Raw genomic sequence first — 25,207 nt, forward strand, 5'->3', positions numbered from 1 at the left:
GACTGCTCCCATCACCAGTTGCGAAACTTCGAGGGCGGAACGTAGAGGCCGCCCGACCAGCGAACGATGTCCTTGATGGACCGTGCCGCCAGCAGATTGCGGTCCGCCTGAAGCGGATCGATTCCAAGGTCTTCCGGTCTGAGAATGACGCCGCGACCCCGGAGCTGGTTGACCATCGCCTTGTCGCGGGCGCGGCCCACGTCCGTGTAACCGGCAACCCCGCGGATAGCCTGTTCGCGCTCCTGCGGGTTCCGGCACAGCAGCAGGTTCGCGATGCCTTCTTCTGTCACGATGTGAGTGACGTCATCCCCGTAGATCATGACGGGCGCGAGATCGAGCTTCAGCTTTTCGGCCAGGGCAAGCGCGTCCAGCTTCTCGACGAACAAGGGGACGTTCTTTTCTCCGAACGTCTCGCCAATCTGGACGACGAGTTTCCGGCCGCGGCGCAGGGCCGGCAATCCCGTGGGATCTGCTTCCCGTCCTGCCTGCAGCCAGGGATCGCTCGGATGCCGCCGACCGCGCGCGTCCGATCCCATGTTGGGAGCGCCACCGAATCCCGCTATCCGTGAGGTGGTCACCGTTGATGAGTTTCCAGCCAAGTCGATCTGGAGCGTCGAGCCAATGAACATGTCGCAAGCGTAGAGGCCCGCCACCTGGCTGAAGGCGCGGTTTGAGCGAAGCGACCCGTCGGGCCCAGTGAAGTAAACATCAGACCGAGCCCTGATATAGTCTTCCATCCCGACCTCGGAGCCAAACGAGTGTATCTGCTCCACCCACCCGGATTCGATCGCAGGAATAAGTGCGGGGTGCGGGTTGAGGGCAAAATGGCTGGCGATCTTGCCTTTCAGTCCCAGAGCTTCGCCGAACGTCGGCAAAAGAAGCTCGATGGCAGCCGTATTAAACCCGATGCCGTGGTTCAGGCGCTTGACGCCGTAGGGCGCGTAGATGCCCTTGATGGCAAGCATTGCCGTCAGGATCTGGGTTTCGGTGATGGCCGCCGGATCGCGGGTGAAAAGGGGCTCGACGAAGAAGGGCTTGTCGGCTTTAACCACGAAGTGGACGCGGTCTCCGGGGATGTCCACGCGAGGGACCTTAGCGACGATTTCATTGACCTGGGCAATGACGATACCGTCCTTGAAAGCAGTCGCTTCGACGACAGTCGGCGTGTCTTCGGTATTCGGACCCGTATAGAGATTGCCTTCACGATCAGCGCTAACCGCCGCAATAAGAGCCACGTTGGGCGTCAGATCGATAAAATAGCGGGCAAACAGTTCGAGGTAGGTGTGCACTGCGCCGAGTTGAATTTTTCCGCCGAACAGCATTTCCGCAATGCGGGCCGACTGCGGACCGGAGTAGGCATAGTCGAGTCTCGTGGCGACGCCGCGCTCAAAGAGGTCGAGATGCTCGGGAAGTACGACGCCCGACTGCACCATATGCAGGTCGCTTATGTTTTCCGTATTTACTGCCAGGAGGGCCGAGCTGAGCAAGTCGGCCTGCTTCTGGTTGTCGCCTTCCAGGCAGACGCGATCGCCTTTACGGATGACGGCCTCAAGCAGGCGAGTGGCATCCTGGGCGTCGACGATTTTTCCCGCTGACAGTTTGCGGCCCGCTTCGATGCGTTGATCCCTGGCGTCACGGTTCTTGTGCCACTGCATGCGAAACTCCTGCATTTGGAAGGTGGACCATGCGATCTGTCGGTGTGGACCGAATTGCGGGATGAAGGGCTGCCGCCTAGCGGCAGCCTTTTTGGCCGGCTGTTATTTGTCGCTCGCCATGGCCGCAGTTTCAACTTTTCGCGCGGCTTCCGTGATGACGGCCGCCACTTCCTTCGGATGGGACTCGTAGACCGAGTGGCTCGCACCCTTGATCTCGATAGTGTGGCTCTTGGCGCGCTTGTAGTACCAACGCTCAAGGTCCGGATTGATGATCTGGTCGTTGCCGGCGACGACAGCCCAGCTTGGTTTGGTTTTCCACGCAGCCGCGGTCAGTGGTTGGGTGAACACTTGCGCAGATGCAAGGACTTGCGAACGTGCTCCGAACAGAGCTTGTTCGCGGGGCAGGTCAGGAGCGAACAGTTTCGGAAACTCGTCGGGGTCGAGATAGGTGTAGCCATCCGGGGTTTTCTTGATCGCGCCTGGCGTCTTGGCGAGCACGCTGGGCGTCTTCTTGCCCAGCGATCCTTCGTCTTCCCCGACATCCGGTGCATGGGCGGCGACATACACCAGGCCTACGACAGACGGATGGACGCCCGCTTCGGTGATGATGGAGCCTCCATAACTGTGGCCAACGAGCAGTGTAGGGCCGTCCTGCATGTCGAGGACGCGCTTCGTCGCCGCCACGTCATCGGTGAAGGAGCTTTCGGGTTCCTGGACCATCGAAACGTGGAACCCTTCCTTCGTCAGGATTTCGAAGATCGGCTTCCAACCGGAACCGTCGACCCATGCACCATGTACGAGAACGATGTTCTTGACAGGTTCTGCGGCTGCGGGATTGGCCAAGGTCGCGAGCGGAACGAGTGCGGCAAGAGCCAGGCATGCGCTAGTGTATCTCATGATCACAGTTCCTTTGTTGCTGCTGGTTAAAGGCTGTCGCGGATTAATTTCTGAATCGAGTCAAGCGTTGCAAAATCATGCAAAATCAGAGGTTTGCGCCAGGTGCGCTGTTCGTTCGCCGCCGAGTGACCGGGCGCTCAGCAAGTTTCGTCTGAGGCTATGGGGTTGCCGTCCTCATAACGCTTTGCGTTGACGATATCGCGCGGTGAGCACTATTTTAGGCCAGACCGGATTGGAGCGAAACCAGATCAAAGTGTAGGTACCCCCACACTCCGTGGTAGGGCCTCGTGATAATCATCAGGTCTTTTTTGATGGGGGCCGCTTGTTCTCGCATCGGATATTCGATTACGAGACCCCAGAGTGGGCCAGCTTCCTAACCTCAACATTTCCGCGAATGGCGTTCGAGTATGGGCATATCGCGTCAGCCCGAGCGACAAGCTCGTCGATCAGGCCCGGTTCGATCCCTACGATCGTGATGTGCAGGGTAACAGCCAGCGCGAACGTGTCGCTCTCGGTCTTGCTGAGCCCGACTTCGCCAACCACCTCGATGTCACCGTCGGGAATGTGATGACGGCTTTCCCGTGCTGCCCGGAAAAGGGCGTTTTCGAAGCACGCGGCATAGCCTCCCGCGAAAAGTTGCTCAGGATTGGTTGCGCCTCCTTTGCCGCCCAAAGCTTGCGGCATAGCCAGCTGTAAGTCGAGAACGCCGTCGTCGCTCCTAATCTTGCCATGACGTCCACCGGAGGCGGTTACCTTGGCTGTGTAAATCGCTTCCATATACTTGCTCCTTTGAGTTCGTTGTTTTGTGGGTGAGGGGCAGGCTCACGAGGAACGGAGCGCCGCCAGACGGGTTGGCGCGGCCGATATTTTTCCGCCATGGGATTCGACGATAAACCTGCAAATGGTGAGGCCCATGCCGGTTCCGTGCTCTGTTTCGATGTGTGGAAAGGTTTGAAAAACACCTCTCCATTGCCGGAGAATCCGCCGTTGACGACATCGGGCAACTTCATACAAGTTCAATGCCGGTGTCATTGGTATAGCGCGAGAAGCATTCCAATCAGCTGGGCTCCCGCCCAAGAGACGGCAATGAACGCGACAATCGCGATAAGAAGAACTGTCGAGAGTGCAATCAACGGGTGAAATTGACGCGGACAGTGAGTACTCGTGTTCACGCCTAAGGGCCCCGGTTCGGGGCCGTAAGGGAATGCCATTGGCACCATTCGAGGGTTTTGGTAGTTCGAATTCGCCGCGGTCAGAACGCGCGAGTGGGACGAAGTCTCGCGCCGATCGCGGTGGTACAAAGATAATTGGGTGTGTGACATCGGGGTTTCCTCAAGATGCCGATGAGCGTCGGTTCAATATCGAGGATCGCGCAGTTGGAGGCTTTGGAGAATCAGGACTAGGTCTATTTGACCAATACCTACGTTTAGATTCTGGTCGAGCGAAGTACAGCAAACCGCGACTGTAGTCGGGGCGTAAAGACTTCGCTCAGTGCTCCGAGTTAGCACGCAGTTGGTTGAGGATCGTAGGGATCCCCAGTTCGTGTTCCTTCAAGAGCTTAGAAATCGGCCCGCAAGCGGAACACTCGGTTGTGGGCAGTCGGTCCCACTTGTCCTTCGGACCGCTTTCGCTCAGCTCCTGCGGCTGCCCTTGCTCACGCCCTTGTGTAACGCGAATTCCCGCTTTCCCGCGCGTTCCGCCCGGACGCTATGCTGAAAGCTCCGATATATTTCTAGACGATCCTTGCGGATCGATGTGATGTCCCCTGCATGCGTTTCCGGTGGATTCTGCGACGGGTGACTCGACACATTCGAATCGCGTCCCATGTGAGTTTGTCGTAATTTTGAGAGATACCGCTTCATGGACAATCTTCAGAGCCCGACACCGATTCGTCCACTCCACGTCGAGATAGATGGCATGGCGAAATATCGTCAGGCACACGGCGTCGAGGATTTCGCCGCTTTTCTGCTGAGCGAACAATGGCCGCATCTCGAAAACGACCCCGCTCTATTCCACCATGCGCTGGCGACCTCTGGCGCGGTTTCGAACGTCGTGCGGGCAAGCCAAGGGGAGCACGGCCCCGACCGCCCGCTCTCCGGCGGATGGTCCCGCCGGAGAGCGCACCGATGGCCAACCGGCTATTGCAGTAACGCTGACACCGGGACCATGTCTCGGAGGTACAAAAAAAGTGAAGAAGTCGATGACCGGCGCGTTCAACCGAGGTTCATCACCTCAGATCTATTTTCAGAGAAACAAGTGCATGAACGTCACCTTAAGTGGCAGTACGCGCTACGTTTTTCCACGCGACCGCAATTTGGAGCTGTCCGCTCGGGATCATGACGGTGGCGCAGCCCCAATGGAGTTGAATGTGAAAGATACACTTCTCAGAATCTGCGCAACCGGCCTTCTCTTGCTGTCGCCTGCGATAGCCTCTGCCGCCGAAGGCTATTCGACGGCGAACGTCAATATGCGTGCAGGTCCAAGCACGAGCTACCCCGCAGTTGCCGTTATCCCACTTGGTGAATCTGTCGAGATCCATGGTTGCCTTGCTGACGTGCCATGGTGTGACGTCGAATTCTACGGTGGTCGCGGTTGGGTCGCCGGACGATATGTTCAGGCGGTGTATCAAAGCCGGCGTGTTTATGTAGGACCCGAATATTATCGCCCGCTTGGAATCCCGACCGTTGTCTTCAGCGTAGGCAATTATTGGGACCGCTATTACCGCAACCGTGATTTTTATCGGGACCGTGACCGGTGGCGTCGAGGCCCCGATTTTTACCGGCCGCCCCCTCGTGACATCAACCGTCCAGACTTAGATCGACGACAAGACGCTGACGGACGTCGCGGATTTGATCGACGACCTGATCTTGGCCTCACGCCGGACGCTGATCGCCGGACGGACTTCGATCGCGATCAGCGCCGACAGTTTGACTTCAATCGCGACCGAGACAACCGCAGGCCGGATGCCAACGGTGACGAAAATCGCCGCCCGCAATTCGATCGCCGGCCGGATTTCCGCCGCGACGGCGATGACAATAGCAACCGCGATCGCCGGGACTTTCGACGCCGGGGAGGTGACGACAGCAACAACGGTGACATCCGTCGCAGAGGCGATAATGACGGGGCGGGTAATGATCGAAGAAGACCGCGCGGTGCGTGCGATCCGGGCGACCCTAACTGCAACAACTGATTAAAGGGGCGGCACGATGCCGCCCCTTTTTATTTGTGGAAAGTAAAGTGCAACGCAAGCGCTCGTCGGCGCGACCTTTGCGACTGTCTCTTGTGGGTGCCTCGACCAGACCTAGTGGCCCGATTCCGAAATGCCTTTCGGCTCGGCAAGCGGCAACATGCCGCGATAGATGCCTGGTTCCGAGCCTTCAATCGGAACTGCCCCGACGCTTCGACGATAGAACTCCATTGGACCGGCGCCCCCGATTACCCCGTAGGCATACCCCTGCGCGTACATATCGAGAAGTGTGGTCAGCAGCAGAGCCTGGCCAACACCTTTGCCGCGGGCGACCGTATCGACGCCGGTCGGCCCGAAGAAGCCTTTCGCGGTTGCCTCGTGACAGGCAAAGCCGATGAGTACGTCGTTCTGGATGGCGATGAAGCAAGTGGGCGGCTGGCGCATCGTGGCAACCGTCGCTTCCGCGACCCAGCCGGAGCCAAAGCGCGGCTCGATCCAGGCGGTCAGAGCGTTTAACTCCGGCGCAAGGACGCGCCGGATGGTGATGTCCTGCTCGGCGATGCGCGCATTAAGTTCAGGATCGGCCTTCAGCTCGTAGAGTTTTACCAGCATGTCCATGGTTTATTCCTTTGTCAGCCTTTGATGGCGCCTGCCGTTAGGCCGGCAACGATCCGTCTCTGGAAGATCAATACGATGATGATCAGCGGTAGCGTCACGGTAACGGACGCGGCCATGATCTGACCGAACGGATATTCGTACCGGGTATTGCCTGCGATCAGGCCGATCGCAACCGGCACGGTCCGGTTCTCGTCCGTCAGGGTGAAGGTCAGCGCGAAGAGAAACTCGTTCCATGCCAGAATGAAGGCAAGAATGCCCGTGCTGGCGAGCGAGGGTCCCATCAGCGGCAGCAGGATCTTCGTCAGAATTCTAAAATGTGAGCAGCCGTCGATGATCGCAGCCTCTTCCAACTCCCGCGGAAACTCGCGGATGAAGGTGGTCAGGATCCAGGTCGTGAAGGGCACGGTCGACAGGAGATAGGTGAGGACGAGCGCGCTTGGCCGGTTAAACAGACCCATCCAGTTGATCAGCTCGAACATGCCGGAGAGAACGACGACCTGCGGAAAGATCGAGATCATCAGCACGATCATCAGGATAGTGCGCCGTTGCGGAAAGTCGATGCGCCCCAGCGCATAAGCGGCGCTGAGCCCGATGACGAGCGACAGGAAAGTGGTTGAGACCGCGACATAGGCCGAGTTCATAAGCGAGCCCATGAAAACAGGATTGTCGATCAACTGGCGATAGTAGGTGAAGTCGAACGCCGGCATCAGCGCGGATTGATAGAGCGCCGAACCTTGCTTCGTCGAGGAAACGAAGGCCCAGTAATAGGGAAACAGCGTGTAGAACAGGACGAGCAGAAGAGCCAGGACCTGCAGGCTTCGCACGGCGCGCCGCCGCATACGGAAGTAGGAGGCAGGCTTGCGCACGGTCTTCGGGATGATTGCATCGGCCATGTCGCTCAGGTCCCCGCGGCTCTGTCGAGGCGAAGGACCCCGATGATGATGATGGCGACAAGCGCGACGAGCAGGAAGACCCAGGTCGATGCCGCCGAGCCGATGCCGAGCTCCTGGAAGCTGATCAGCCGGTCGCGCGCGTAGATGGAGACGGTCATCACGCTTTCGTTGCTCGCCGCCATCACATAGGCAAGGTCGAACATCCTGAGTGCATCGAGGACGCGGAAGAGGACCGCTACGCCGATCGCCGGGCGCAGCATCGGCAGGGTGATCGACCAGAAGCGCTTCCATGCCGGAATGCCATCGACCTCCGCTGCCTCGAATATCTCCGAGGATATCAGTTGCAGGCCCGCCAGGATGAGCAGAACCATGAACGGGGTTGTCATCCACACGTCGACGAAGATCACGACGCCCATCAGCAGCGAACCGCTCGCCGTCCAGGGAATACCATGATCGATGAGGCCGAGCCCGATGAGGAGCTTATTGATAACGCCGAACTGGTCGTTCAACATCCATTCCCAGATCTTCGTCGAGACAACGACCGGGATCGCCCAGGGCACGAGGATGGCGGCGCGCGCCAGCCCTCGGCCCGGAATGGCTTCATTGACGAGAAGCGCTATCGCCAGGCCGAGAACCGTCTCGATCGCGACCGAGATGACCGTGAAGATCAGCGTGTTCTTGACGGCAATCCACCAGCTGCGATCGTTGATGACCTCAAGGAAGTTGTCGACCCCTGTCATTGAATAGACTGACGGATCGTCAAGATAGGCATCGGTGAAGGCGAAGAAGAAGGTGCGGCCGAGCGGCCAGAGGGCGACGACCAGCATGACGACGATGACCGGCAGCAGAAACAGCCAGGCCGCACGATGGTCGCGGCGGGCGAGCCGGGCACTCATTGCCGCGCTCCTTCGGTCACGCCGACCTGGCGGTTGAGAATGAGCCGTCTTCCGTCGGCGGCGAATGCAAAGATCGAGGCGTCCTGGAAATTCAGGCCGACCGCCTTGCCGATCAGTTCCCTCGGCGGCTCGACATTGACGCGGACGACCCAGATGACGTCACCGTTGATGCGGCAATAGGCGAAATGCTCGTGGCCAAGATCCTCGATACGTTCGAGCACGCAGGTCATTCGTCCGTCCCCTGCCGCCACCAGCCGGATCGCTTCCGACCGTATGCCGATCTCGGTCACTGCCTGGCCCTCGGTGTTCGCATCGATGACGAGGCCACCCGGTCCGCTCACTTTGGCCGATGTTGTCTGCACGGCCAGGAAGTTCATGCGGGGACTGCCGATGAAGCCTGCGACAAACCGGTTGTCAGGAGTGTGGTAGAGTTCCTTCGGCGTGCCGACCTGCTCAATGCGTCCGTGATTGAGAACGACGATCCGGTCGGCAAGCGTCATCGCTTCCGATTGGTCATGGGTCACATAGATCATTGTCGTCTTCAGATCGTCGTGGAGCTTGGCGATCTCCATGCGCATCTCCATGCGCAGATCCGAGTCGAGATTAGACAGCGGCTCATCGAAGAGGAAGATTTCGGGCTGGCGCACCAAGGCGCGCCCGATTGCCACGCGCTGGCGCTGTCCGCCGGACAGTTCGCGCGGCCGGCGTTCGAGCAGATGATCGACCTTCAGCATTCGTGCGACCGACCGCACCTTCTCGCTGATAGCGGCCCTGTTCATGCCGAGGGTCTCAAGCGCGAAGCCGATATTTCGCGCAACGTTCATATGCGGATAGAGCGCGTAAGACTGGAAGACGAAGGCTACGCCTCTCTTGGAGGCAGGCACATCAGTCACGTCGTCGCCGCCTATCCTCACCACACCCTTCGATGCGGAGATCAGGCCGGCGACGATGCGCAAAAGCGTTGACTTGCCGCAACCGGAGGGACCGACGAAAACGACAAACTCGCCGTCGATGATCTGCAGGTCAACATTCTGGATAACAGCATGTGTACCGAAATTCTTCGAAACGGATTCGAGCGAAACCGATGCCATTTTTCACCTGAGGGTATGAGACGGCAGAGGGCTCGCCACCGTGATTGGTGGCGAGGCAGTGACGCGTTCCGGCCGCGTTCCCGCCGCCGGAAATCCGAAGAGCGTCAGCGGCTTTCCTTCAGTTTCTCGAGCCGACCGGCCAGCGGCGTCAGGCTGGACTTGACCTCGGCACCGCCGGAAAGCATGTCGTGAACCGAACGGTAGAAAGCCTGCGAAACGCGGTTGTAGCTGGTGCCAGTGTAGCCGGACGGGCGCACTGCGCTATCGGCAAAGGCCTGCTGGTTATCCTTGAGGAAGGGTATCTTCTCCAGAACGTCCGGATCGCTGTAGAGCGCCTGGATCGACGGGTTGAGGGCCGCCTTCAGCGCGCGCATCTTCTGCATATCGGGGCCGGTGATGAAGTTCACAAAGTCGGCCGCCACCTCGGGCTTGGCGCTGTATTTGTTAACGCCATAATACATTGGGCCAAGGCATCCGCTCGACTTTTCGCCTTCCTTGCCGACCGGCAGAGGCATCACGCCGACCTTGTCGACGATATTGCTCCCCTTTTCATGGGAGGTACCCCAGACATAGGGCCAATTGCGATGGAAGACCGCGTTGCCGGATTCGAAGACGGCGCGCGACTGCTCCTCATCATAGTTGAGGACGCCCTCGGGGCTGATCGAGCCGATCCAGCCCTTCGCCTTTTCGAGCGCCTCGGCAGCCTGCGGATTGTCGATAGTCACCTTTCCGTCGTCAGAAATGATGGTGCCGCCACCGTTGGAAGCAACAAGCTCGATCGCGTCGCAGGTCAGGCCTTCATAGCTCTTGGCCTGCCAGGCATAACCCCACATGTCGGCCGAGCCTGCAGCCCGTTCCTTGTCCTGAATTTCCTTGGCGGTGGCAGCAAGCTCGTCCCAGGTCTTGGGCGCCGTCTTGCCGTATTTTTCGAGCAGGTCTTTGCGGTAGAACATGAGCCCGACGTCCATATAGGCAGGCATGGCAATGAGATTGCCGTCAAGCTTGGCCGCATTGAGTGTCGAGGCGAAATGCTTGTCCTGGTCTGCCTGCGGGATCATTGCCTTGAGATCGAGCAGGTTACTCTTGAACATGCCGAGCCAGATCACATCGAGGAAAAGGACGTCGACGTCCTTGGATTTGGCGGCGAGCAACTGTTGATAGATCGGGATCGCATCGTCCAGAAGCGCGGGCATCTTGTTGATCTTGGCCTCGTTGCCCGTCTTTTCCTTCCAGGCGTTGGCAACGTTCGTGCAGAGCTCGAATTCCGTTGGCGAGCAAAACACGGAAATGGTTTCGGCATGCGCGCTGCCACCCCAGAGGGCTGCAGATATCGCCAATGCGACAAGGCTTTTCTTCAGCATCGATTGTTCCCTTCGTTGATAACGCTTCGGCATCACGCGGAGCTCTCTGTCTCCTTGTTTCCAATAGGACTGGTTATGACCAGTCATGTCAACATGGACTTTGCCGACGTTTGCGTCGAAGATGCAAAACGGCAAGAGTGCTCCGCACAGGATCGGATTTCGAAGATGCAGCAAGCTCCGGCACCACTCGTCGCGCCAAAGGGCGGCATCGACCGGAATGACCCTCGCCCTTTGCACAAGCAGGTCTACGAAGCCCTTTTGGCATCTATCCGCGACGGCAAGCTGCCGTTGCGCGGCAAGCTGCCATCAGAACGCGAACTCGTTGATCTCTATAATGTCAGCCGGATCACCGTGCGCCATGCTGTGCGAGAATTGATCCAACAAGGCGTCATACACAGCCAGCCGGGAAAAGGACTTTACGTCGCCGAGCGTGGTGGCGGCTTCGAGCTCCAGGTTCTGAAAAGCTTCACCAGCATCGCCATAGCGAACGGGCGAAGTCCTGGCCATAGGCTGATCGGGGCCAGCATCGTGCATGCGCCGCTTGAGGTGAGCCGCCCGCTTTTCCTTGCACCCGGCGCCGAGGTGGTTCTGTTGTCGCGGCTTCGTCTTCTCGACAACATACCTGCTGTCGTCCAGACCGATTGGATCCCGGCGGCCCGCGTTTCGGGCCTGCTTGATCTCGACTGGACCGTTGCAAACCGGTCGCTCTACGGCGAGCTTCGCGAGCGCTATCGCATTCATCCGAAACGCGGGCAGACAACGCTGAGCGCGCGCCTTGCGACGGATGAGGAGGCTGCGATGCTCGAGCTGCCTCCGCCAGCCGCGGTTCTCACCGTGGATCAGATCGCTTTTGACGATCGCAACCGCCCGGTCAACCTGACGGCGCTGGTCCATCATCCCGCGCGTTATCCGCTGACGCTGCTTCAGTCGGAATCGGGCGATTTCACGCAGTATTGAGCCACTCTGTCCTGCTCCGGTGATTGCCGCTCGGGATAATTCCGCGCCATGCAGTAGCCTGACACGTCCGCCAGAACCGGGGTAGATCCGATCCGCGAGCTCTTGAGCTTTTCAGCCATAGCAGTTGCCTATTAGCGATGCTGCCTTTACCGGTCATTGGCACTCAACAGCTTGGCCTGGAGACTTGCCCGCATACCTCGCATTCGTTGAACAGAATGCTTAGCGTCTGCCGATCGATGGGCTGAATACCATCAGGCTCAGGATCTCGAAGAGCACCTGCGCTGCGGCGTGTGCAGTGTTGCTCGTCGCGTCATATTGCGGTGCAACTTCGACGACGTCGCCGCCCACCAAGTTTATACCTTTCAGCCCGCGGATCAATTCAAGGACCTCACGCGTGGTCAATCCACCGACCTCAGGCGTGCCCGTGCCGGGTGCAAAGCTCGGATCGAGGCTGTCAACGTCGAAGGAAAGATAGGTCGGGCCGTCGCCGACGATGGATTTTGCCTTGGCGACGACCGCCGCGATCCCCATTCCGCTGATCTCTTCGGCATGGATCACAGTCATTCCCGACGCATAGGAGAATTCCCACAAATATTCGGCCGAGCCACGGATGCCGATCTGGATTGTCCTTGTCGGGTCGAGTGCGCCGTCCAGCACAGCGTTCCGGAACGGTCCGCCATGATGAAACTTTGTCCGATCGAATGCGCCGCTTGTGTCGCAATGGGCATCGATATGGATAAGGCCGACTGGTTGTTGCCGGCCGATGGCCTTCAAAATCGGATGGCTGATCGAATGATCGCCTCCGACGGAAAGCGGGGCGACGCCGGCATCAACGATTTGGCCAATGCGCCTTTCGATGTCGTCGTGGCTGAGCTCCAGCCGGTAGCGGCTCTGGAACGAAACGTCGCCGATGTCGGCGACCCGAAGATCAAAAACCGGCGCCGTGGCGAGAACGTGATTGTACGGGCCGATCCTCTCGATGGCGCGAAGTGCGCGCGGTCCGAAACGGGAACCTGGGCGATTGGTGACACCGAGATCCATCGGGATTCCGGTGATTGCGACCTGGAGATTGCCGAAGTCCGGCTCTTCGGCAGCGACCTGCATATAGGGTGCGCTGAGGAAGGTTGGCACTCCAGAATATGGCGCCAGTCGCGTGCCATTTTTGGAGATGATCTTCTCCGCCACTTTCCGAAACTTCTCATCGAATATCTCGCCGCCATTGGTGTCCGCAAACTCCGAGCGCAGCTGCTCAAGCCGCATTTTGTCCCACACCATCGGCATGCGTCTCCGCTTCAGTTTCGTCTCGCCCAACAAAGAGGTTGAGAAAGCCATTGGTATCGTTGTAGCAATCGGGATCAAAGAGAAATCGCTATGACCGCCGCAAAATTCAATCCGCTCGTTTCCCGCCTTTCTGCCCCGCCCATTCCGTCCGTCGTTGCCTGGGGCCGTGAATACAAAGGGCTGAAGGGTCCACTCATCGATCTGTCGCAAGCCGTACCCGGCTATCCCGCACATCCGGAGATGCTACGGCTTCTCGGCGAGACGGCCGGACAACAGGCGATGACGGGATACGGGCCGATCGAGGGTGAGCCATTATTGCGCAAGACCTACGCTGCCCATATTGCCGAGCTTTACGGCGCCGCCATTTCCGCCGGCAATATCCACATTACGGCCGGCTGCAATCAGGCGTTCATGTGTGCCGCGATCGCGCTTGCTGGCGCGGGCGATACCGTAGCGCTCACCAATCCCTTCTATTTCAATCACGACACGACGCTGTCGATGCTGGGGATCGGGCGGCGATTGGTCGACTGCGATCCCGCCAACGGGTTCTTTCCCGATCCGCGTTCGGCCGAGGCGGCACTTGCGGCCGGCGCGAAGATGCTGGCGGTCGTTACACCCAACAATCCGACCGGGGCAGTGTATCCGCCGGAGCTGCTTCACGAGCTTTTCGTTCTCTGCCGGAAATATGGCGCCTGGCTGATCCTCGATGAGACCTATCGCGATTTCCTCGGCGCCGATTACGGACGGCCGCACTCTATGCTGTCCGAGCCGGGTTGGGAGGATACGCTCGTTCTTCTCTACAGTTTCTCGAAATCCTTCTGCATTCCTGGCCACAGGCTGGGTGCGATCACGGCAGGACCCAAACTCGTCGCCGAGATCGCGAAAGTGATGGACAACATGCAGATCTGCGCACCGCGTTCGGCTCAGATCGCCGTTGCATCGGCCATCCCGTTGCTCGCCGACTGGCGGGCCGGCAACCGTGCCGAGATCGCTCGCCGGGCGGATGCGCTTAGGCTGGTCGTGTCCAAGCTGCCAGGCTGGGAGATTGGAGCGATCGGCGCCTATTTCGCCTTTGTTCGCCACCCTTTCGCCGATCGATCGTCTTCCGAGGTGGCCGAAAAACTCGCCAGGGAATCCGGAATCGTTTGTTTACCCGGCGCCTATTTCGGCGAGGGACAAGAGCGTTACCTCAGGCTTGCTTTTGCCAATGCGGATGTCGCGTCGATAGGCCTATTGTCCGAGCGTCTTTTCTAGACCGCGGCGCTCAGCCTCTGCCGGAAGTTGATGATAACCGCCGCGCCAATAGAGAAGCGGCCCTATGCTCTTTCGGATTTTGATCGCGCAGATATGCCCGATCAAAATTGCATGGGAATGATGGTGGAATGCGGTTTCAAGCCTGCAATCCAGCACTGCAAGAGCCTTTTCAAGGACGGCCGCGCCGGTCTTCAGGCGGTACCATCCCGCATCGCCATAGCGTTCGGCGCCTTTGCGTCCATCAAGGCCGGCAAAGGATTGCGCCACAGTCTGCTGATCGGCGGCGAGCACGTTGACACAGAAGCAGCCGTACCGTTGCAGCACTGGCCACGAGGAAGAGGCACGATTGACGCTGACGATGACGGAGGGCCGCTCCGCCGAAAATGAAGAGACTGACGTCGCGGTGAAGCCGGTGCGGTCTTCACCGTCGCCGACGGTGATCACGCTCACGGCACCTGCCAGATGACGCATCGAAAGCTTGAAGTCCGCTTCGCTGATCAAGGTCTCGGCACTCATCGGGTTGGCGCTTGCGTTTTGGCAAAGCGGTTCGCCGGCATTGAGAGGCCGAGGTTCTCGCGCAAGGTTCTACCCTCGTATTCCTCGCGGAATAGCCCGCGGCGTCGAAGCTCGGGCAGGACGAGCCGCACGAAGTCGTCGAGACTGGACGGCAAGGTCGGAAACATCAGGATGAAGCCGTCTGCGGCGCGCGTCTCGAACCATTCCTCCATGAAGTCGGCAATCTGGGATGGCGTGCCCGTCATGCCATTTCCGGTATGCTTCTCCGCATAGTGCCGGATGAGTTCGCCGACGGTGTGGCCGCTTCTGACAAAATCGACCAGCTCATCGAACAGGGCGCGCGATCCCTTGGGCGCCGCCGGCAGCCGATCCATGGGGAAAGGCTTGTCGAGGGCCACGTCACGCAGATCCGCCTCGAGGAATTCAGAGAGCATCAGCCGGCCAACGTCCGGATGCATCTTATCGATTAGATAATCCACCTTCGCCTTTGCCTCGGCTTCGGTTTCACCGACGTTGATGACGATGCCCGGCATGATTTTCAGATCGTCCGGATCGCGGCCATAGGCCTGCATCCGGCCCTTGACGTTTTCGTAGAAGGCCCGGTTGCGCTCGATATTCGATGCGAGGCTGAAGACGATCTCGGCGGTGCGTGCCGCCATGTCCATTCCGGGTTCCGAACCGCCCGCCTGGGCGATCACGGGGCGGCCCTGAGGCGTCCGCGCGATGTTGAGGGGGCCGCGAACCTGGAAGTGCTTGCCTTTGTGATCGAGCGTATGGTGCTTGTCTTTGTCATAGTAGACACCGTTTTCACGGTCGAGAAGCAACGCGCCTTCCTCGAAGCTGTCCCAAAGACCGAACACGACATCGACGAATTCGTTGCCGCGCTCATAGCGCAACGCATGTGGGTCGAGCCCCTCGCGGTTGAAGTTGTAGCCGGTTTCGTCGTGGTCGGAGGTGACGACGTTCCAGCAGGCGCGTCCCTTGCTCAGATGGTCGATTGAGGAGAACAGACGCGCGACATTGTACGGCTCGTAATAGCTCGTCGAGACCGTCGCCACGAGACCGAGATTATCGGTTGTGACCGCCAGAGCCGAAAGCAGCGAGAGGGGTTCGAAACGGTTCATCTTTGTGGGAATGCGGGCAAGCGCACTGGGGTCGCCGACGGCGGCGGCGGGAGAATCCGCCATGAACATGAAATCGAATTTGGCTGCCTCGGATCGTTTGGCGACATGGAGCAGATGAGCGAAGTCGTTGGCACCATTGACGTCGCTTGCCGGATGCAGCCAGGAGGCGGGATGAAAACCGAACGTATAGACGAAAGTTCCGAGTTTCATCTTGTCGGCCCGCGCCATCGAACTCTCCTGCCATGTTGGTCATTGCCACCGCGGGAAACCGCCTGCGCAAATTATCGTCAGGCACAAATTTTCATCAATATTGCGCAGCTGAGTTCTGTTTTAGTTTTTCTAAAGTGTTGGCCGAGGCGCGGACGCCAGGGCCTGCTGACGGGAAACAGCCACGAGCCAATCGCGGAATTCGCTCCCATGGGGCTTTTGCAACGCCGCGCGGTCCCAGGCGAGATAATAGCTTTCGCGCAGTGCTATGCGTGTGTCGACGGGGATGACGAGCGTCTGTGCCTCGAGCTCATCGGCAATCATAGACCTCTGCGCAAGGACGACGCCGCGCTTGTTGACGGCTGCGTCAATCGCACTGCTCGACAGAGTGAAGGAAAGGCCGGCTGTGCTCTCCTCAAACGCGGTGCCCGTCTTGGCAGCAAACTCGCGCCAGCTTGGATAGGGTGTGAAGTGCCGCTCCCATTCGACATGCAGGAGTGGATATTCGAGAAGCCGCGCGACGGAGGGCGCCTTGCCTTTGATCAGCGCCGGCGAGCAGGCCGGCACGACCCAATCGCGGAACAGTTCGGTATAGTGTTCATGCTGCAGCACATCCGATCCATAGCTGATGCGGAAATCGACCTCGTCGAAGCCCATGCGCGGTTCCTTGTCGCGGCCGACAATCCTGACATGAGCATTAGGATGAAGGGCCTGCCAGTCGAAGATCCGGCGCCCTATCCATTTGTTGACGACGGAAGACAAGGCGCTGAGAACCAGAGCATTCTCATTGCGCGCCCGTTCCAAAATCTGTTCCGCAAGCGCGAATTGCTCGAAACCCTTCGATATTTCCTGGTGATAGAGCCGTCCCCATTGGGTGAGCTCCACAGTGCGGCCGTTGCGCTCCAGCAAGGTGACGCCGAGAAAGCTCTCGATCTTGCGAATCTGCTGACTTATTGCGCCGGGGGAAACGTTCAGTTCGAGGGCCGCGGCGCTTACGCCGCCACACCGGCCGACAGCTTCGAACGCCTGTAAGCCCTTGAGCGGCACCGTCCTGATAACCTGTTTTACCGTCAAAAGGAGCTTCTCCGCGGCGGTTGATCTGGGATGCCTCTCTCCGTCGGATGAAAGTCGCCGGCGAATTGGAAACGGTCGCCGGGATGGATGATTTCGACGTGGGTGACCGTGCGGCTGCCCTGCCATGTCTGGCGGATCAGGGTCAGGCAGGCCTTGCCACGCTCGGTCTCAAGCAGGCGTGCCGTGGCGGCATCGGCCGAAACCGCACGAATGACATGCCTTGCCTTCGACCAAGGCACCATGTCCAGCAGCCATTTGCCGGGCGGGACCGAAGCAAAGCTTTCGGTTCTGGCAGACGGCACCATGGCGAGCATGATGATCCGCCGCTCCAGCGCATTTGGCTTGCCGTCCACGGTGTGCAGGCAGTGAAGCCGCAGGATGTCTGATCCCGTCGTCTCGCCGAGCTGTGCCGCGGTGGCCCCATCCAGTGTCTCGATCCTTCGCCGCAGGATCCTGTAGCCGTGGTCATGCCCCGCCAATTCGGCTTCCGTGGAAATGTCCTGGATATCCATCACGGTGCGGTCGATCTGCCGGGAGGCGACGAAGGAGCCAACCTTGCGGCGGCGTGTGATCATGCCGCGTTCCGCCAGGGCCGAAAGAGCCTTGTTCACGGTCATTCGGGAACATCGATACTCTTGTACCAGCTCGTGTTCGAAGGGGATGCGGTGCCCGGGTTGCCAAACGCCGGTCATGATCCTGGTTTCGATGTCTTCGAATATTCTCTGATGAATTGAGACCAAAACTCACCTCGATCCAGCGATGACATTCAATTTCCACCAAAGCCGCCGCTACCGGGTCTACCGGCACTATGCGGCACAAATCTTGCATCCGCCGAGTTTAGCGTTTGACAGTGTAGGCCGGCCTGTATCTATTTGTATAGACAAAAGCGGATCAGAGAAATCCGCTCGGCGGGACAACGATTGGGGAACTTGGACCTTCCACCGGAAGGGTGAAACTGGAGAGAAAAACATGAGGAAGAGTTCGCTTCTGAAGGGGCTGGTCGGCGCTGCATTTCTGTTCGGCGCGACTATTTCTGCCCATGCGGCCGATACGCTTGCCGCCGTGAAGGCAGCTGGCACCATGAAGGTCGGTACCGAGACGGCCTTCGCACCGTTCGATTTTATCGACGCTGGCGAACATGTCGGCTTGAACGTCGATCTTTTTAACGAGATTGGCAAGGAACTCGGCGTGAAAATCGAATGGGTCACGCTCCCCTGGGACGGCGTCTTCCCGGCGCTCGAAGCCGGCAAGTTCGACGTCGTCGCAGGCCCAGCGACGATCACCAAGAAGCGCATGGAGCGCTATCGTTTCACACCGCCGCTTGCCGAGGCGACCATCGCGATCCTGAAAAAGGCCGGCGACCAGACGATCAACAAGCCGGAGGATATCGCTGGCAAGAAGATTGGCGTCGGCAAGGCGACCGCCCAGCTGGATCAGCTCAAGGAGTTTTCCGAAGCCCTGCCGACAAAGGTCGATATCCGCGAATATCCGGCCTTCACCGAGTCCTATGCGGATCTCGCGGCCGGCCGCATCGCCGGTGTTGCCAATTCACTGCCCAATATTGCTTTCGTCGCCAAGCAGCGCGAAGGCACGTTCGAAGTCGTGATGCCGCCCTTTGGCAAAAAATCCTATTTCGGCTTTATCGGCCTGAAGGATGCAGATCATGCGCCACTGATGGACGCAATCGACGCCGCCATGCTGAAGATCAAAGCTGACGGCCGGATGGCGACGCTGCAGAAGAAGTGGTTCGGCGCGAGCTTCGACACACCGGATTCCGTTAAGGACCCGGCATTCTGATCAGCCATCGGAAATCGGCCATGTCCGCGGTGTTGCCGGGGCATGGCCGAGAAATGCGACCGGATCTTCCTCACCGCCAAGCGAGCGAAATCTGAACAATGTCCGTTAAACTCTTCGAGTTGCTTCTGCAGGCATCGATCTACACGGTGACCATCAGTGTTGTGTCGATCCTCATCGGCTTTGCGATTGCGATCCTTCTTTCGGGAATGCTGCTGTCGGGGCGAGGGCTTTTCGTGCGACCTGCCCAGATTTTCATCAGCTTCTTTCGCGGCGTGCCGCTGTTGGTGCAATTGCTGCTGATCTACAATCTGCTGCCGGTCATCGGCATCAATGTGCCGAGCATCGTGGCCGCGATCATCGGTCTGTCGCTCTGCACGGCAGCCTACCAGGCCGAGAACCTGCGCGGCGGCTTTGCCAGCGTGCCTCTAGGCCTGGTGGAGTCGGCGGAAATGGTTGGCCTGACGCCGCGCCAGGTCTTCCGACGCGTCAAGGTTCCGATCGCCCTGCGCCTCACGTTTCCAGCTCTCGTCAACGAGGCAATCCTCATTCTCAAGGCGTCGTCATTGGTTTCAGTCGTTGGCATCGTCGAACTGACGCGCATGGCCCAGGACCTTGCCGGCAGCACCTTCCTGCCGCTGCAGCTCTTCGCATCCGCCGGTCTCATCTATCTGGTGATCAATTGGTTGATGGCGCTTGCCGGCGGCCTGATCGAAAATAGACTCCCGGGGGCGCCGCGGTGACCTTCGACATCAATGTCCTCATCGGGCAATGGCCGGCCATCGTAAGCGGTGCCGGCGTAACGATCATGATATGGATCCTCGGCACCATCGCTGCAACCGTCATCGGCTTCCTGATGGCAGTCGCCAGGCAATATGGCGGCGTGCTGATCAACAAGGCGCTGGGTGCCGTCGTAGGCGTACTGCGTGGCACGCCGTTTCTCATCCAGATATTCCTAGTCTATTACGGCGGCCCCTTTGTCGGCCTTGATCTCGACCCCTTGCCGGCCGGACTGATCGGCATTTCCATCTATGGCGCGGCCTATTTCAGCGAGATCTTCCGCTCCGGCTTCCAGGCTGTGCCGAAGGGCCATATCGAGGCTGGCGAATGTGTCGGCCTGACAAAGGGGCAGATCGTCAGGCGCATTCTTTTGCCGGAAATGACGATGCTGGTGCTGCCGCCATCCGTGAATATGGTGGTCATCCTGATGAAGGAGACGGCGGTCTTGTCCATTATCACCGTGCCGGAGCTGACGGCCACGCTGAGTGCAATCGGGTCGCAGCAATATGCCTTCGTCGAAGCACTCTCCGCATTGGCGCTTTTCTATTGGGTGCTCGTCGAAGTCACCGGCTGGCTTGGCAACCTTGCTGAAACGAAACTTTCCAGATTCAGGTTTTTCAACGCATGAGCGTCCCCGCAATAGCAGTTAGGAATCTCATCAAGACTTTCGGAGAGACTACGGTCCTTCATGGTATCGATCTCGCCATCGAACCCGGACGGGTTTCCTGCCTCATCGGCCCTTCCGGTTCCGGCAAGAGCACTCTTTTGCGCTGTATGGCTTTTCTTGAGGAGGCAACGCACGGGACGATCTCCATCAACGGCGAGGTGCTTGGCTTTACCGAGGATTCCCAAGGACGGCGCGAGCGAGTCTCGGCCGCCACCAACCGGGCGATCCGCGCCCAAATCGGCATGGTGTTCCAGCAGTTCAATCTCTGGCCGCACATGACGGCCCTCGGCAATGTCAGCGAAGCATTGAAGACGGTTCACAAGATGGGCCGCAAGGACGCGGAGGAGCGGGCAATGGCCCAGCTCGTCAAGGTTGGCCTCGAGGGCCGGGCCGGGCACTATCCCTCGCAGCTATCAGGTGGACAGCAGCAGCGCGTGGCGATCGCCCGTGCCCTGGCGCTGAAGCCCAAGATCATGCTGTTTGACGAGCCGACCTCGTCGCTTGATCCGGAGCTGACTGGCGAAGTCTTGAACGTGATGCGCGATCTGGCCGCCGAGGGCATGACCATGGTTGTTGTCTCGCATGAGATAGGTTTTGCTGCGACCGTCGGCCAGCAGATCATCTTTCTCGACCACGGCAAAGTGCTCTTCAGCGGATCCCCACAGGAGGTCTTTAAGAAGCCGAGAAATCCCCGTCTTGAACAATTCCTCGATACCTATCTCGACCGCGGTGCCTCGATGTTGCTGTAATGTCCATGTCCTTCCAGGTCGCCAGGCAGACTAGGTTGAGCACCTGGAATCTCCCCAAACGGCGGTATTTTTTCTTCCCTCCTATGTTCCCCAAATTCCAACGGTAGAACGCGGGGATTTCGGTCCCGGGAGCCGACGAGCATGGCCTCGATCTTCTTCGCACGCTGGTTGACGTTTTTACGAGAACCATCCCGGAGCTGGAGCTGGATCAATCTAACGAGCCACTTTGGGCGTTCTGGCAAATAAAGACGGTTAGTGTAGTCGCGAACCGCGTCAATTTCGTCTTGTGAAAAACCGCGGACGTCAGACAAGTAAACTCCACCTCAGAAAGTTTATGTGTCTCTGTCTGCGATCTGGTCGCAGAGGCGAAAGCGCATGGCCGTATGACCATGACAGATATCAGCACCGCAGAGGAAGGTCGGGACGCTATTGCCTCGGGCGCTGACTTCGTGGGCACGACGCTTTCCGGATACACCGACTACACAATGGGTCGGCAGCCCCGACTTCGATCTCATGGCCAACCGTTAAATTTCCTTGGCCACCTCCCTGCGAATGAAAGGTAAAATTTACCAAGATTTGTAACGATCCGACGCTGTCCAAATCGCGGAGGGAATTTAGTGAAGACTGCCACGCTCGCATCCATAGCCTTGGCGATGTCGATCTCCGCCGCCGGCGCGCAGACAATCGGCGTCTCGATGTCCGATCTCGACAAATTCAGAACGGCGCTGCTGAACGGCGTCGTCAATCACGGGCAGACGATATCAGGACTCAAGCTCATCACCGAAAATGCCAAGAGCGACAATGAGCTGCAGAAGAAGCAGGTCCAGAAGCTCATTGCCGACAAGGTCGACGCCATTATCCTTGCCGTCTCCGATGGCGACCTCGGGCCGCAGATGACCAAGATGGCGGCAGACGCGGGCATTCCGCTGGTCTACATCAACAATGTCCCCTCCAACTTGCTCGACCTGCCGGAAAATCAGGTCGTGGTCGCCTCCGACGAGAAGGAGTCAGGAACGCTCCAAACGAAGCAAGTCTGCGCGCTCCTCAAGGGCAAGGGCCGCGTCGTCGTGCTGATGGGCGAACCCTTCCACGCGGCCGCCCGCGCCCGCACGCAGGACATATCAGACGTCATCGCCATGCCGGAATGCAAGGGCCTCGAGATCGTCGAGCGGCAGGCGGCCTATTGGTCGCGCGATTATGCCGACCAGCAGATGCAAGAATGGCTGGCGGCCGGCGTCAAGTTCGACGCTGTCATCGCCAACAATGATGAGATGGCGCTCGGTGCGATCCGTGCCATGAAGAAGGCCGGTATGCCGATGAAGGACGTCGTCACCGCCGGGGTCGATGCGACCGACGACGCGCTTGCCGCGATGGAGGCCGGCGATCTCGACGTCACCATTCTTCAAAGCGCCGTCGGGCAGGGTGCGGCCGCAGTCGACGCTGCCGTAAAGCTCGCAAACAAGGAGAAGGTGCCGCGCGAAAACAACGTTCCCTTCGAACTCGTGACGCCCGAGAACATCACCAAATATTTGCCGAAGAGCCAGTGAGCATAAGAGGCCAATCATGTTGCATTTCTGGAATAAATTCGGCATCCGCGCGCAGATCACCTCCGGCTTCGTACCGCTGATTCTGTTGATGAGCCTTCTTACCGTCAGCGCGATCTCCGGCATGAACGGGCTTGCTGCCATCTTCACCTCTTATCGCGCCACGGCAGGCCAGAGCCTTGCCATCTCCGATTACAGCGACAGACTGCACGAGATCCAGATGTCAGCGGAAGCCTTCCGCTCCACGCCGACGCAAGCCGTCGTCGACAGCTTCCGCGCCGGCGTCAAAGCCTTCGAGGCGGGCGATCCGCGTTTTGCAGATAACAAGGACCTGCAGTCCGGTCTTGCGACAATCCGTCAGGACATTGCCGCCTATGGCAAGGCGTTCGAACAGATCGTCGCCCTTCAGGCCCGACGTGACATGCTGATTTCCAAGGTCACCGAATTCGGCCCCTGGACCAGCATCGCGCTCAACGACGTGATGCGTAGCGCCTGGCGCCAGAATGACGTGGCCCTGCAGCACATGACGGCAGAGACGCTGGAGGCCTTGAACCGCAGCCTCTATTTTTCCGAACGTTTCGTGCATTCGGACGATTTCGCCGCCTATGATACGGCGCAGGTGGCGCTCGCCGAAGCGGTGGCGCTCAACGATGCCGCCGCCAAGGCTGCGAAGAACGAGCTGCAGAAGAAGCGCCTGATGGGCGCCGGCCAGCTCATGCAGAATTACACTGCCCGTCTCAGTGATATGAAGGAAGTACTGCAGGCATCCGGCAATATCCGTCAGACGCAGCTCAACGTGCTCGCCCCGAAGATATCGGGCGCATTCAAGGACTTGCAGGCGACCGTGACCGGCGCGCAGAAGAACCTGGACGGTTCGGTCGAAGCAACGGTCGCCGCCGCGACCAGCACAACGCTGGTCATCAGTGGCCTGTTGATCGTCATTGGCCTCCTGCTCTCCTACTTGGTCGGCCGACTGATTGCCTCCGCCGTTCGCGGTATGGCGCAGTCCATGGAGCGGCTTGCCCGCGGCGACGACACCATCGCGATCAAGGGCGTCGAGCATCGTCATGAGCTTGGCGCCATGGCGCGTTCGCTCAAGGTCTTCCAGGAGACCGGTCGCGCCAAGCTGATCGCCGAATCCAATGCCGAGCGCGCCCGCCTCGCCGCCGAAGAAGAGCGGCTGCGCCAGGAAGCCGAGCGTCTCAGCGACGCAAAGGTGATGGAGCATGCCTTCCGCCAGATTTCTCTCGGCCTGGATGCGCTCTCGAAGGGCGATCTCTCGGTCCGCGTCGGCGAAGTCGACCACCGCTACGTCAGGATCCGCGATCACTTCAACAACTCGGTCGCAAGCCTGGAAGAAGCAATCGGTTCCGTTATTCGCGCGGTCACGACCATCCGGTCCGGCCTTGCGGAGATCTCCACCGCCTCCAACGATCTTGCCCGCCGTACCGAGCAGCAGGCCGCTTCGTTGGAAGAAACGGTGGCGGCGCTCGGGGATGTCACCCGCGGCCTCAACGGAACGGCGGAAGGCGCCAGCCGCGCCCAGGCTGTCGTGGCAACGGCCCGTACCAACGCCGAAAAGGGCGGTGAGATCGTCTCCCGCGCCATCGCCGCAATGACAGAAATCCAGAACTCCTCGTCGAAGATCGGCAACATCATCGGCGTCATCGACGAGATCGCCTTCCAGACCAACCTGCTGGCGCTGAATGCCGGCGTCGAAGCCGCACGCGCCGGTGAAGCCGGCAAGGGCTTTGCCGTCGTCGCCCAGGAAGTGCGCGAGCTCGCCCAGCGCTCGGCCAATGCGGCAAGAGAGATCAAGGAACTCATCTCCACCTCCTCGATGCAGGTCAAGACGGGCGTCGAACTGGTCGGCGAATCCGGTGTTTCGCTCGAAAAGATCGTCGAGCAGGTGACCGCGATGAATGCGACGGTCGCCGAGATCGCGGTCGCCGCCCGCGAGCAGGCCACAAGCCTGCGCGAGGTCTCGGCCGCCGGCGACCAGATGGACAAGGTGACCCAGCAAAACGCCGCGATGGTCGAACAGACCACGGCTGCAGCTCAGAGTCTGACGCAGGAAACTGAAAACCTCGCGGAATTGCTGTACCGGTTCCGGACAAGCAGCGCCCACATGTCAGAGAACAGGCATTATGCGATGGCATCGTGACGCGTTCGATCGTTCCCAACGGCGCAGCCCGTCGAAGGCCGGGTCGCCTGTCGGACTGACCGTCTCGAGACGAGGTCAACCAATATAGCCCATGAGAATCCTAGAGGAGCGTGTGCGGTCGGACAGCGGAAACCAACGGTCAGGAGAGCGGTACGAGCCGACCGGGCACTGCTCACTGGATGTTTAATCGCGGTCTTATCAGTCTGCTGTCGGCATGCCGCGTAAAGTTAGAGCCCCGCTCCACCCGGCGAGGCTCTTCGCCTATCACTTGTTCATCGCATCCTTGAGCGCCTTGGCCGGCTGGAAGGTCAGCTTCTTTGCGGCCGCAACCCTGATCGTCGCGCCGGTTGAGGGATTGCGTGCTTCGCGCTCCGGCGTCGCCTTGACTTTGAACTTGCCAAAGCCCGGCAGCGAGGTTTCGTTGCCGGCAAGAGCTGCCTCGGTGATCGAAGCGAGGACCGCCTCGACGATCGCCTTACCCTGTACCTTCGTCAGACC

General features: G+C 59.4%; 25 protein-coding genes. 11 read left to right on the forward strand and 14 right to left on the reverse strand.

The window, feature by feature from the left end; genetic code table 11:
- Nucleotides 1-11: 11 nt before the first annotated feature.
- The 3 genes from mdcA to AB4Z13_RS29050 all read right to left on the reverse strand — a co-directional run bounded on the left by mdcA (nucleotide 12) and on the right by AB4Z13_RS29050 (nucleotide 3,329).
- Complete coding sequence (gene mdcA / locus AB4Z13_RS29040; RefSeq protein WP_442207423.1) at nucleotides 12-1,655, reverse strand: malonate decarboxylase subunit alpha; 1,644 nt, start codon at nucleotides 1,653-1,655, stop codon at nucleotides 12-14.
- Between the two features lie 102 nt (nucleotides 1,656-1,757).
- Nucleotides 1,758-2,552, reverse strand: a complete 795-nt coding sequence (locus tag AB4Z13_RS29045; RefSeq protein ID WP_113321037.1) for an alpha/beta hydrolase — start codon at nucleotides 2,550-2,552, stop codon at nucleotides 1,758-1,760.
- Between the two features lie 345 nt (nucleotides 2,553-2,897).
- A complete protein-coding gene (locus tag AB4Z13_RS29050) occupies nucleotides 2,898-3,329 on the reverse strand; it encodes an organic hydroperoxide resistance protein (RefSeq protein ID WP_113182582.1) in 432 nt (143 codons plus the stop codon).
- Between the two features lie 1,083 nt (nucleotides 3,330-4,412).
- On the opposite strand from AB4Z13_RS29050, the gene AB4Z13_RS29055 reads away from it, so the two are divergent.
- Together AB4Z13_RS29055 and AB4Z13_RS29060 are read left to right on the forward strand one after the other, a co-directional pair.
- Nucleotides 4,413-4,892 carry a hypothetical protein gene (locus tag AB4Z13_RS29055; RefSeq protein ID WP_442207434.1) on the forward strand — a complete coding sequence of 160 codons (480 nt, stop codon included), beginning with the start codon at nucleotides 4,413-4,415 and terminating at the stop codon, nucleotides 4,890-4,892.
- A gap of 28 nt (nucleotides 4,893-4,920) precedes the next feature.
- Nucleotides 4,921-5,742 carry an SH3 domain-containing protein gene (locus AB4Z13_RS29060; RefSeq protein WP_113321129.1) on the forward strand — a complete coding sequence of 274 codons (822 nt, stop codon included), beginning with the start codon at nucleotides 4,921-4,923 and terminating at the stop codon, nucleotides 5,740-5,742.
- 111 nt (nucleotides 5,743-5,853) lie between these two features.
- On the opposite strand, the gene AB4Z13_RS29065 is transcribed toward AB4Z13_RS29060, so the two are convergent.
- The 5 genes from AB4Z13_RS29065 to AB4Z13_RS29085 all read right to left on the reverse strand — a co-directional run bounded on the left by AB4Z13_RS29065 (nucleotide 5,854) and on the right by AB4Z13_RS29085 (nucleotide 10,598).
- A complete protein-coding gene (locus AB4Z13_RS29065) occupies nucleotides 5,854-6,357 on the reverse strand; it encodes a GNAT family N-acetyltransferase (protein ID WP_113321035.1) in 504 nt (167 codons plus the stop codon).
- A gap of 14 nt (nucleotides 6,358-6,371) precedes the next feature.
- Entirely contained in the window at nucleotides 6,372-7,250 is an 879-nt protein-coding gene (locus AB4Z13_RS29070; protein ID WP_442207424.1) for a carbohydrate ABC transporter permease, read from the reverse strand.
- Between the two features lie 5 nt (nucleotides 7,251-7,255).
- Nucleotides 7,256-8,146 carry a carbohydrate ABC transporter permease gene (locus tag AB4Z13_RS29075; protein ID WP_113321033.1) on the reverse strand — a complete coding sequence of 297 codons (891 nt, stop codon included), beginning with the start codon at nucleotides 8,144-8,146 and terminating at the stop codon, nucleotides 7,256-7,258.
- Entirely contained in the window at nucleotides 8,143-9,237 is a 1,095-nt protein-coding gene (locus tag AB4Z13_RS29080) for an ABC transporter ATP-binding protein (protein WP_442207425.1), read from the reverse strand. Before AB4Z13_RS29080 ends, AB4Z13_RS29075 begins: the two co-directional genes overlap by 4 nt.
- A 104-nt stretch (nucleotides 9,238-9,341) precedes the next feature.
- Entirely contained in the window at nucleotides 9,342-10,598 is a 1,257-nt protein-coding gene (locus AB4Z13_RS29085) for an ABC transporter substrate-binding protein (protein WP_113321031.1), read from the reverse strand.
- 165 nt (nucleotides 10,599-10,763) lie between these two features.
- Between AB4Z13_RS29085 and AB4Z13_RS29090 the strand changes: the two genes are divergently transcribed.
- The gene (locus AB4Z13_RS29090; RefSeq protein WP_113321128.1) at nucleotides 10,764-11,555 is read left to right on the forward strand and encodes a GntR family transcriptional regulator; all 792 of its coding nucleotides are present in this window, start codon (nucleotides 10,764-10,766) and stop codon (nucleotides 11,553-11,555) included.
- 219 nt (nucleotides 11,556-11,774) lie between these two features.
- On the opposite strand, the gene speB is transcribed toward AB4Z13_RS29090, so the two are convergent.
- On the reverse strand, nucleotides 11,775-12,830 hold the full coding sequence (gene speB / locus AB4Z13_RS29095) for an agmatinase (protein WP_113321127.1): 1,056 nt from the start codon (nucleotides 12,828-12,830) through the stop codon (nucleotides 11,775-11,777).
- Between the two features lie 96 nt (nucleotides 12,831-12,926).
- Here speB and AB4Z13_RS29100 point away from each other — a divergent pair, with 96 nt between their 5' ends.
- Complete coding sequence (locus tag AB4Z13_RS29100; protein WP_113321030.1) at nucleotides 12,927-14,090, forward strand: aminotransferase; 1,164 nt, start codon at nucleotides 12,927-12,929, stop codon at nucleotides 14,088-14,090.
- Here AB4Z13_RS29100 and AB4Z13_RS29105 read toward each other — a convergent pair.
- The 4 genes from AB4Z13_RS29105 to hutC form a co-directional block, all read right to left on the reverse strand.
- On the reverse strand, nucleotides 14,067-14,606 hold the full coding sequence (locus tag AB4Z13_RS29105; protein WP_439018478.1) for a flavin reductase family protein: 540 nt from the start codon (nucleotides 14,604-14,606) through the stop codon (nucleotides 14,067-14,069). The two genes, AB4Z13_RS29100 and AB4Z13_RS29105, sit on opposite strands and share 24 nt — an antisense overlap.
- The gene (locus AB4Z13_RS29110; protein WP_439018477.1) at nucleotides 14,603-15,958 is read right to left on the reverse strand and encodes an LLM class flavin-dependent oxidoreductase; all 1,356 of its coding nucleotides are present in this window, start codon (nucleotides 15,956-15,958) and stop codon (nucleotides 14,603-14,605) included. Before AB4Z13_RS29110 ends, AB4Z13_RS29105 begins: the two co-directional genes overlap by 4 nt.
- A gap of 111 nt (nucleotides 15,959-16,069) precedes the next feature.
- A complete protein-coding gene (locus tag AB4Z13_RS29115) occupies nucleotides 16,070-17,011 on the reverse strand; it encodes a LysR family transcriptional regulator (RefSeq protein ID WP_442207426.1) in 942 nt (313 codons plus the stop codon).
- Nucleotides 17,008-17,751 (reverse strand): histidine utilization repressor, encoded by a 744-nt coding sequence (gene hutC / locus AB4Z13_RS29120; protein WP_113321027.1) that lies wholly within the window; start codon nucleotides 17,749-17,751, stop codon nucleotides 17,008-17,010. The genes AB4Z13_RS29115 and hutC overlap by 4 nt, the downstream gene beginning before the upstream one ends.
- A 229-nt stretch (nucleotides 17,752-17,980) precedes the next feature.
- Between hutC and AB4Z13_RS29125 the strand changes: the two genes are divergently transcribed.
- From AB4Z13_RS29125 to AB4Z13_RS29155, 7 genes are all read left to right on the forward strand, one after another.
- Nucleotides 17,981-18,808, forward strand: a complete 828-nt coding sequence (locus tag AB4Z13_RS29125) for a transporter substrate-binding domain-containing protein (protein WP_442207427.1) — start codon at nucleotides 17,981-17,983, stop codon at nucleotides 18,806-18,808.
- A 98-nt stretch (nucleotides 18,809-18,906) separates the two neighbouring features.
- Nucleotides 18,907-19,548 carry an amino acid ABC transporter permease gene (locus AB4Z13_RS29130; protein WP_113321025.1) on the forward strand — a complete coding sequence of 214 codons (642 nt, stop codon included), beginning with the start codon at nucleotides 18,907-18,909 and terminating at the stop codon, nucleotides 19,546-19,548.
- Nucleotides 19,545-20,213: an amino acid ABC transporter permease gene (locus AB4Z13_RS29135; RefSeq protein WP_113321024.1), complete on the forward strand. Its 669-nt coding sequence runs from the start codon at nucleotides 19,545-19,547 to the stop codon at nucleotides 20,211-20,213. Before AB4Z13_RS29130 ends, AB4Z13_RS29135 begins: the two co-directional genes overlap by 4 nt.
- Nucleotides 20,210-21,001, forward strand: coding sequence for an amino acid ABC transporter ATP-binding protein (locus tag AB4Z13_RS29140; RefSeq protein ID WP_113321023.1), 792 nt, complete (start codon nucleotides 20,210-20,212; stop codon nucleotides 20,999-21,001). The genes AB4Z13_RS29135 and AB4Z13_RS29140 overlap by 4 nt, the downstream gene beginning before the upstream one ends.
- A gap of 353 nt (nucleotides 21,002-21,354) precedes the next feature.
- Nucleotides 21,355-21,564 carry a hypothetical protein gene (locus tag AB4Z13_RS29145; RefSeq protein ID WP_442207432.1) on the forward strand — a complete coding sequence of 70 codons (210 nt, stop codon included), beginning with the start codon at nucleotides 21,355-21,357 and terminating at the stop codon, nucleotides 21,562-21,564.
- 54 nt (nucleotides 21,565-21,618) lie between these two features.
- Nucleotides 21,619-22,548, forward strand: coding sequence for a substrate-binding domain-containing protein (locus AB4Z13_RS29150; protein WP_113321022.1), 930 nt, complete (start codon nucleotides 21,619-21,621; stop codon nucleotides 22,546-22,548).
- A gap of 16 nt (nucleotides 22,549-22,564) precedes the next feature.
- The gene (locus AB4Z13_RS29155) at nucleotides 22,565-24,709 is read left to right on the forward strand and encodes a methyl-accepting chemotaxis protein (RefSeq protein WP_442207428.1); all 2,145 of its coding nucleotides are present in this window, start codon (nucleotides 22,565-22,567) and stop codon (nucleotides 24,707-24,709) included.
- A 264-nt stretch (nucleotides 24,710-24,973) separates the two neighbouring features.
- On the opposite strand, the gene AB4Z13_RS29160 is transcribed toward AB4Z13_RS29155, so the two are convergent.
- Nucleotides 24,974-25,204, reverse strand: coding sequence for an HU family DNA-binding protein (locus tag AB4Z13_RS29160; RefSeq protein ID WP_442207433.1), 231 nt, complete (start codon nucleotides 25,202-25,204; stop codon nucleotides 24,974-24,976).
- Nucleotides 25,205-25,207 lie beyond the last annotated feature (3 nt).

The organism is Rhizobium sp. YAF28 (assembly GCF_052113285.1).
GTDB lineage: Bacteria > Pseudomonadota > Alphaproteobacteria > Rhizobiales > Rhizobiaceae > Rhizobium.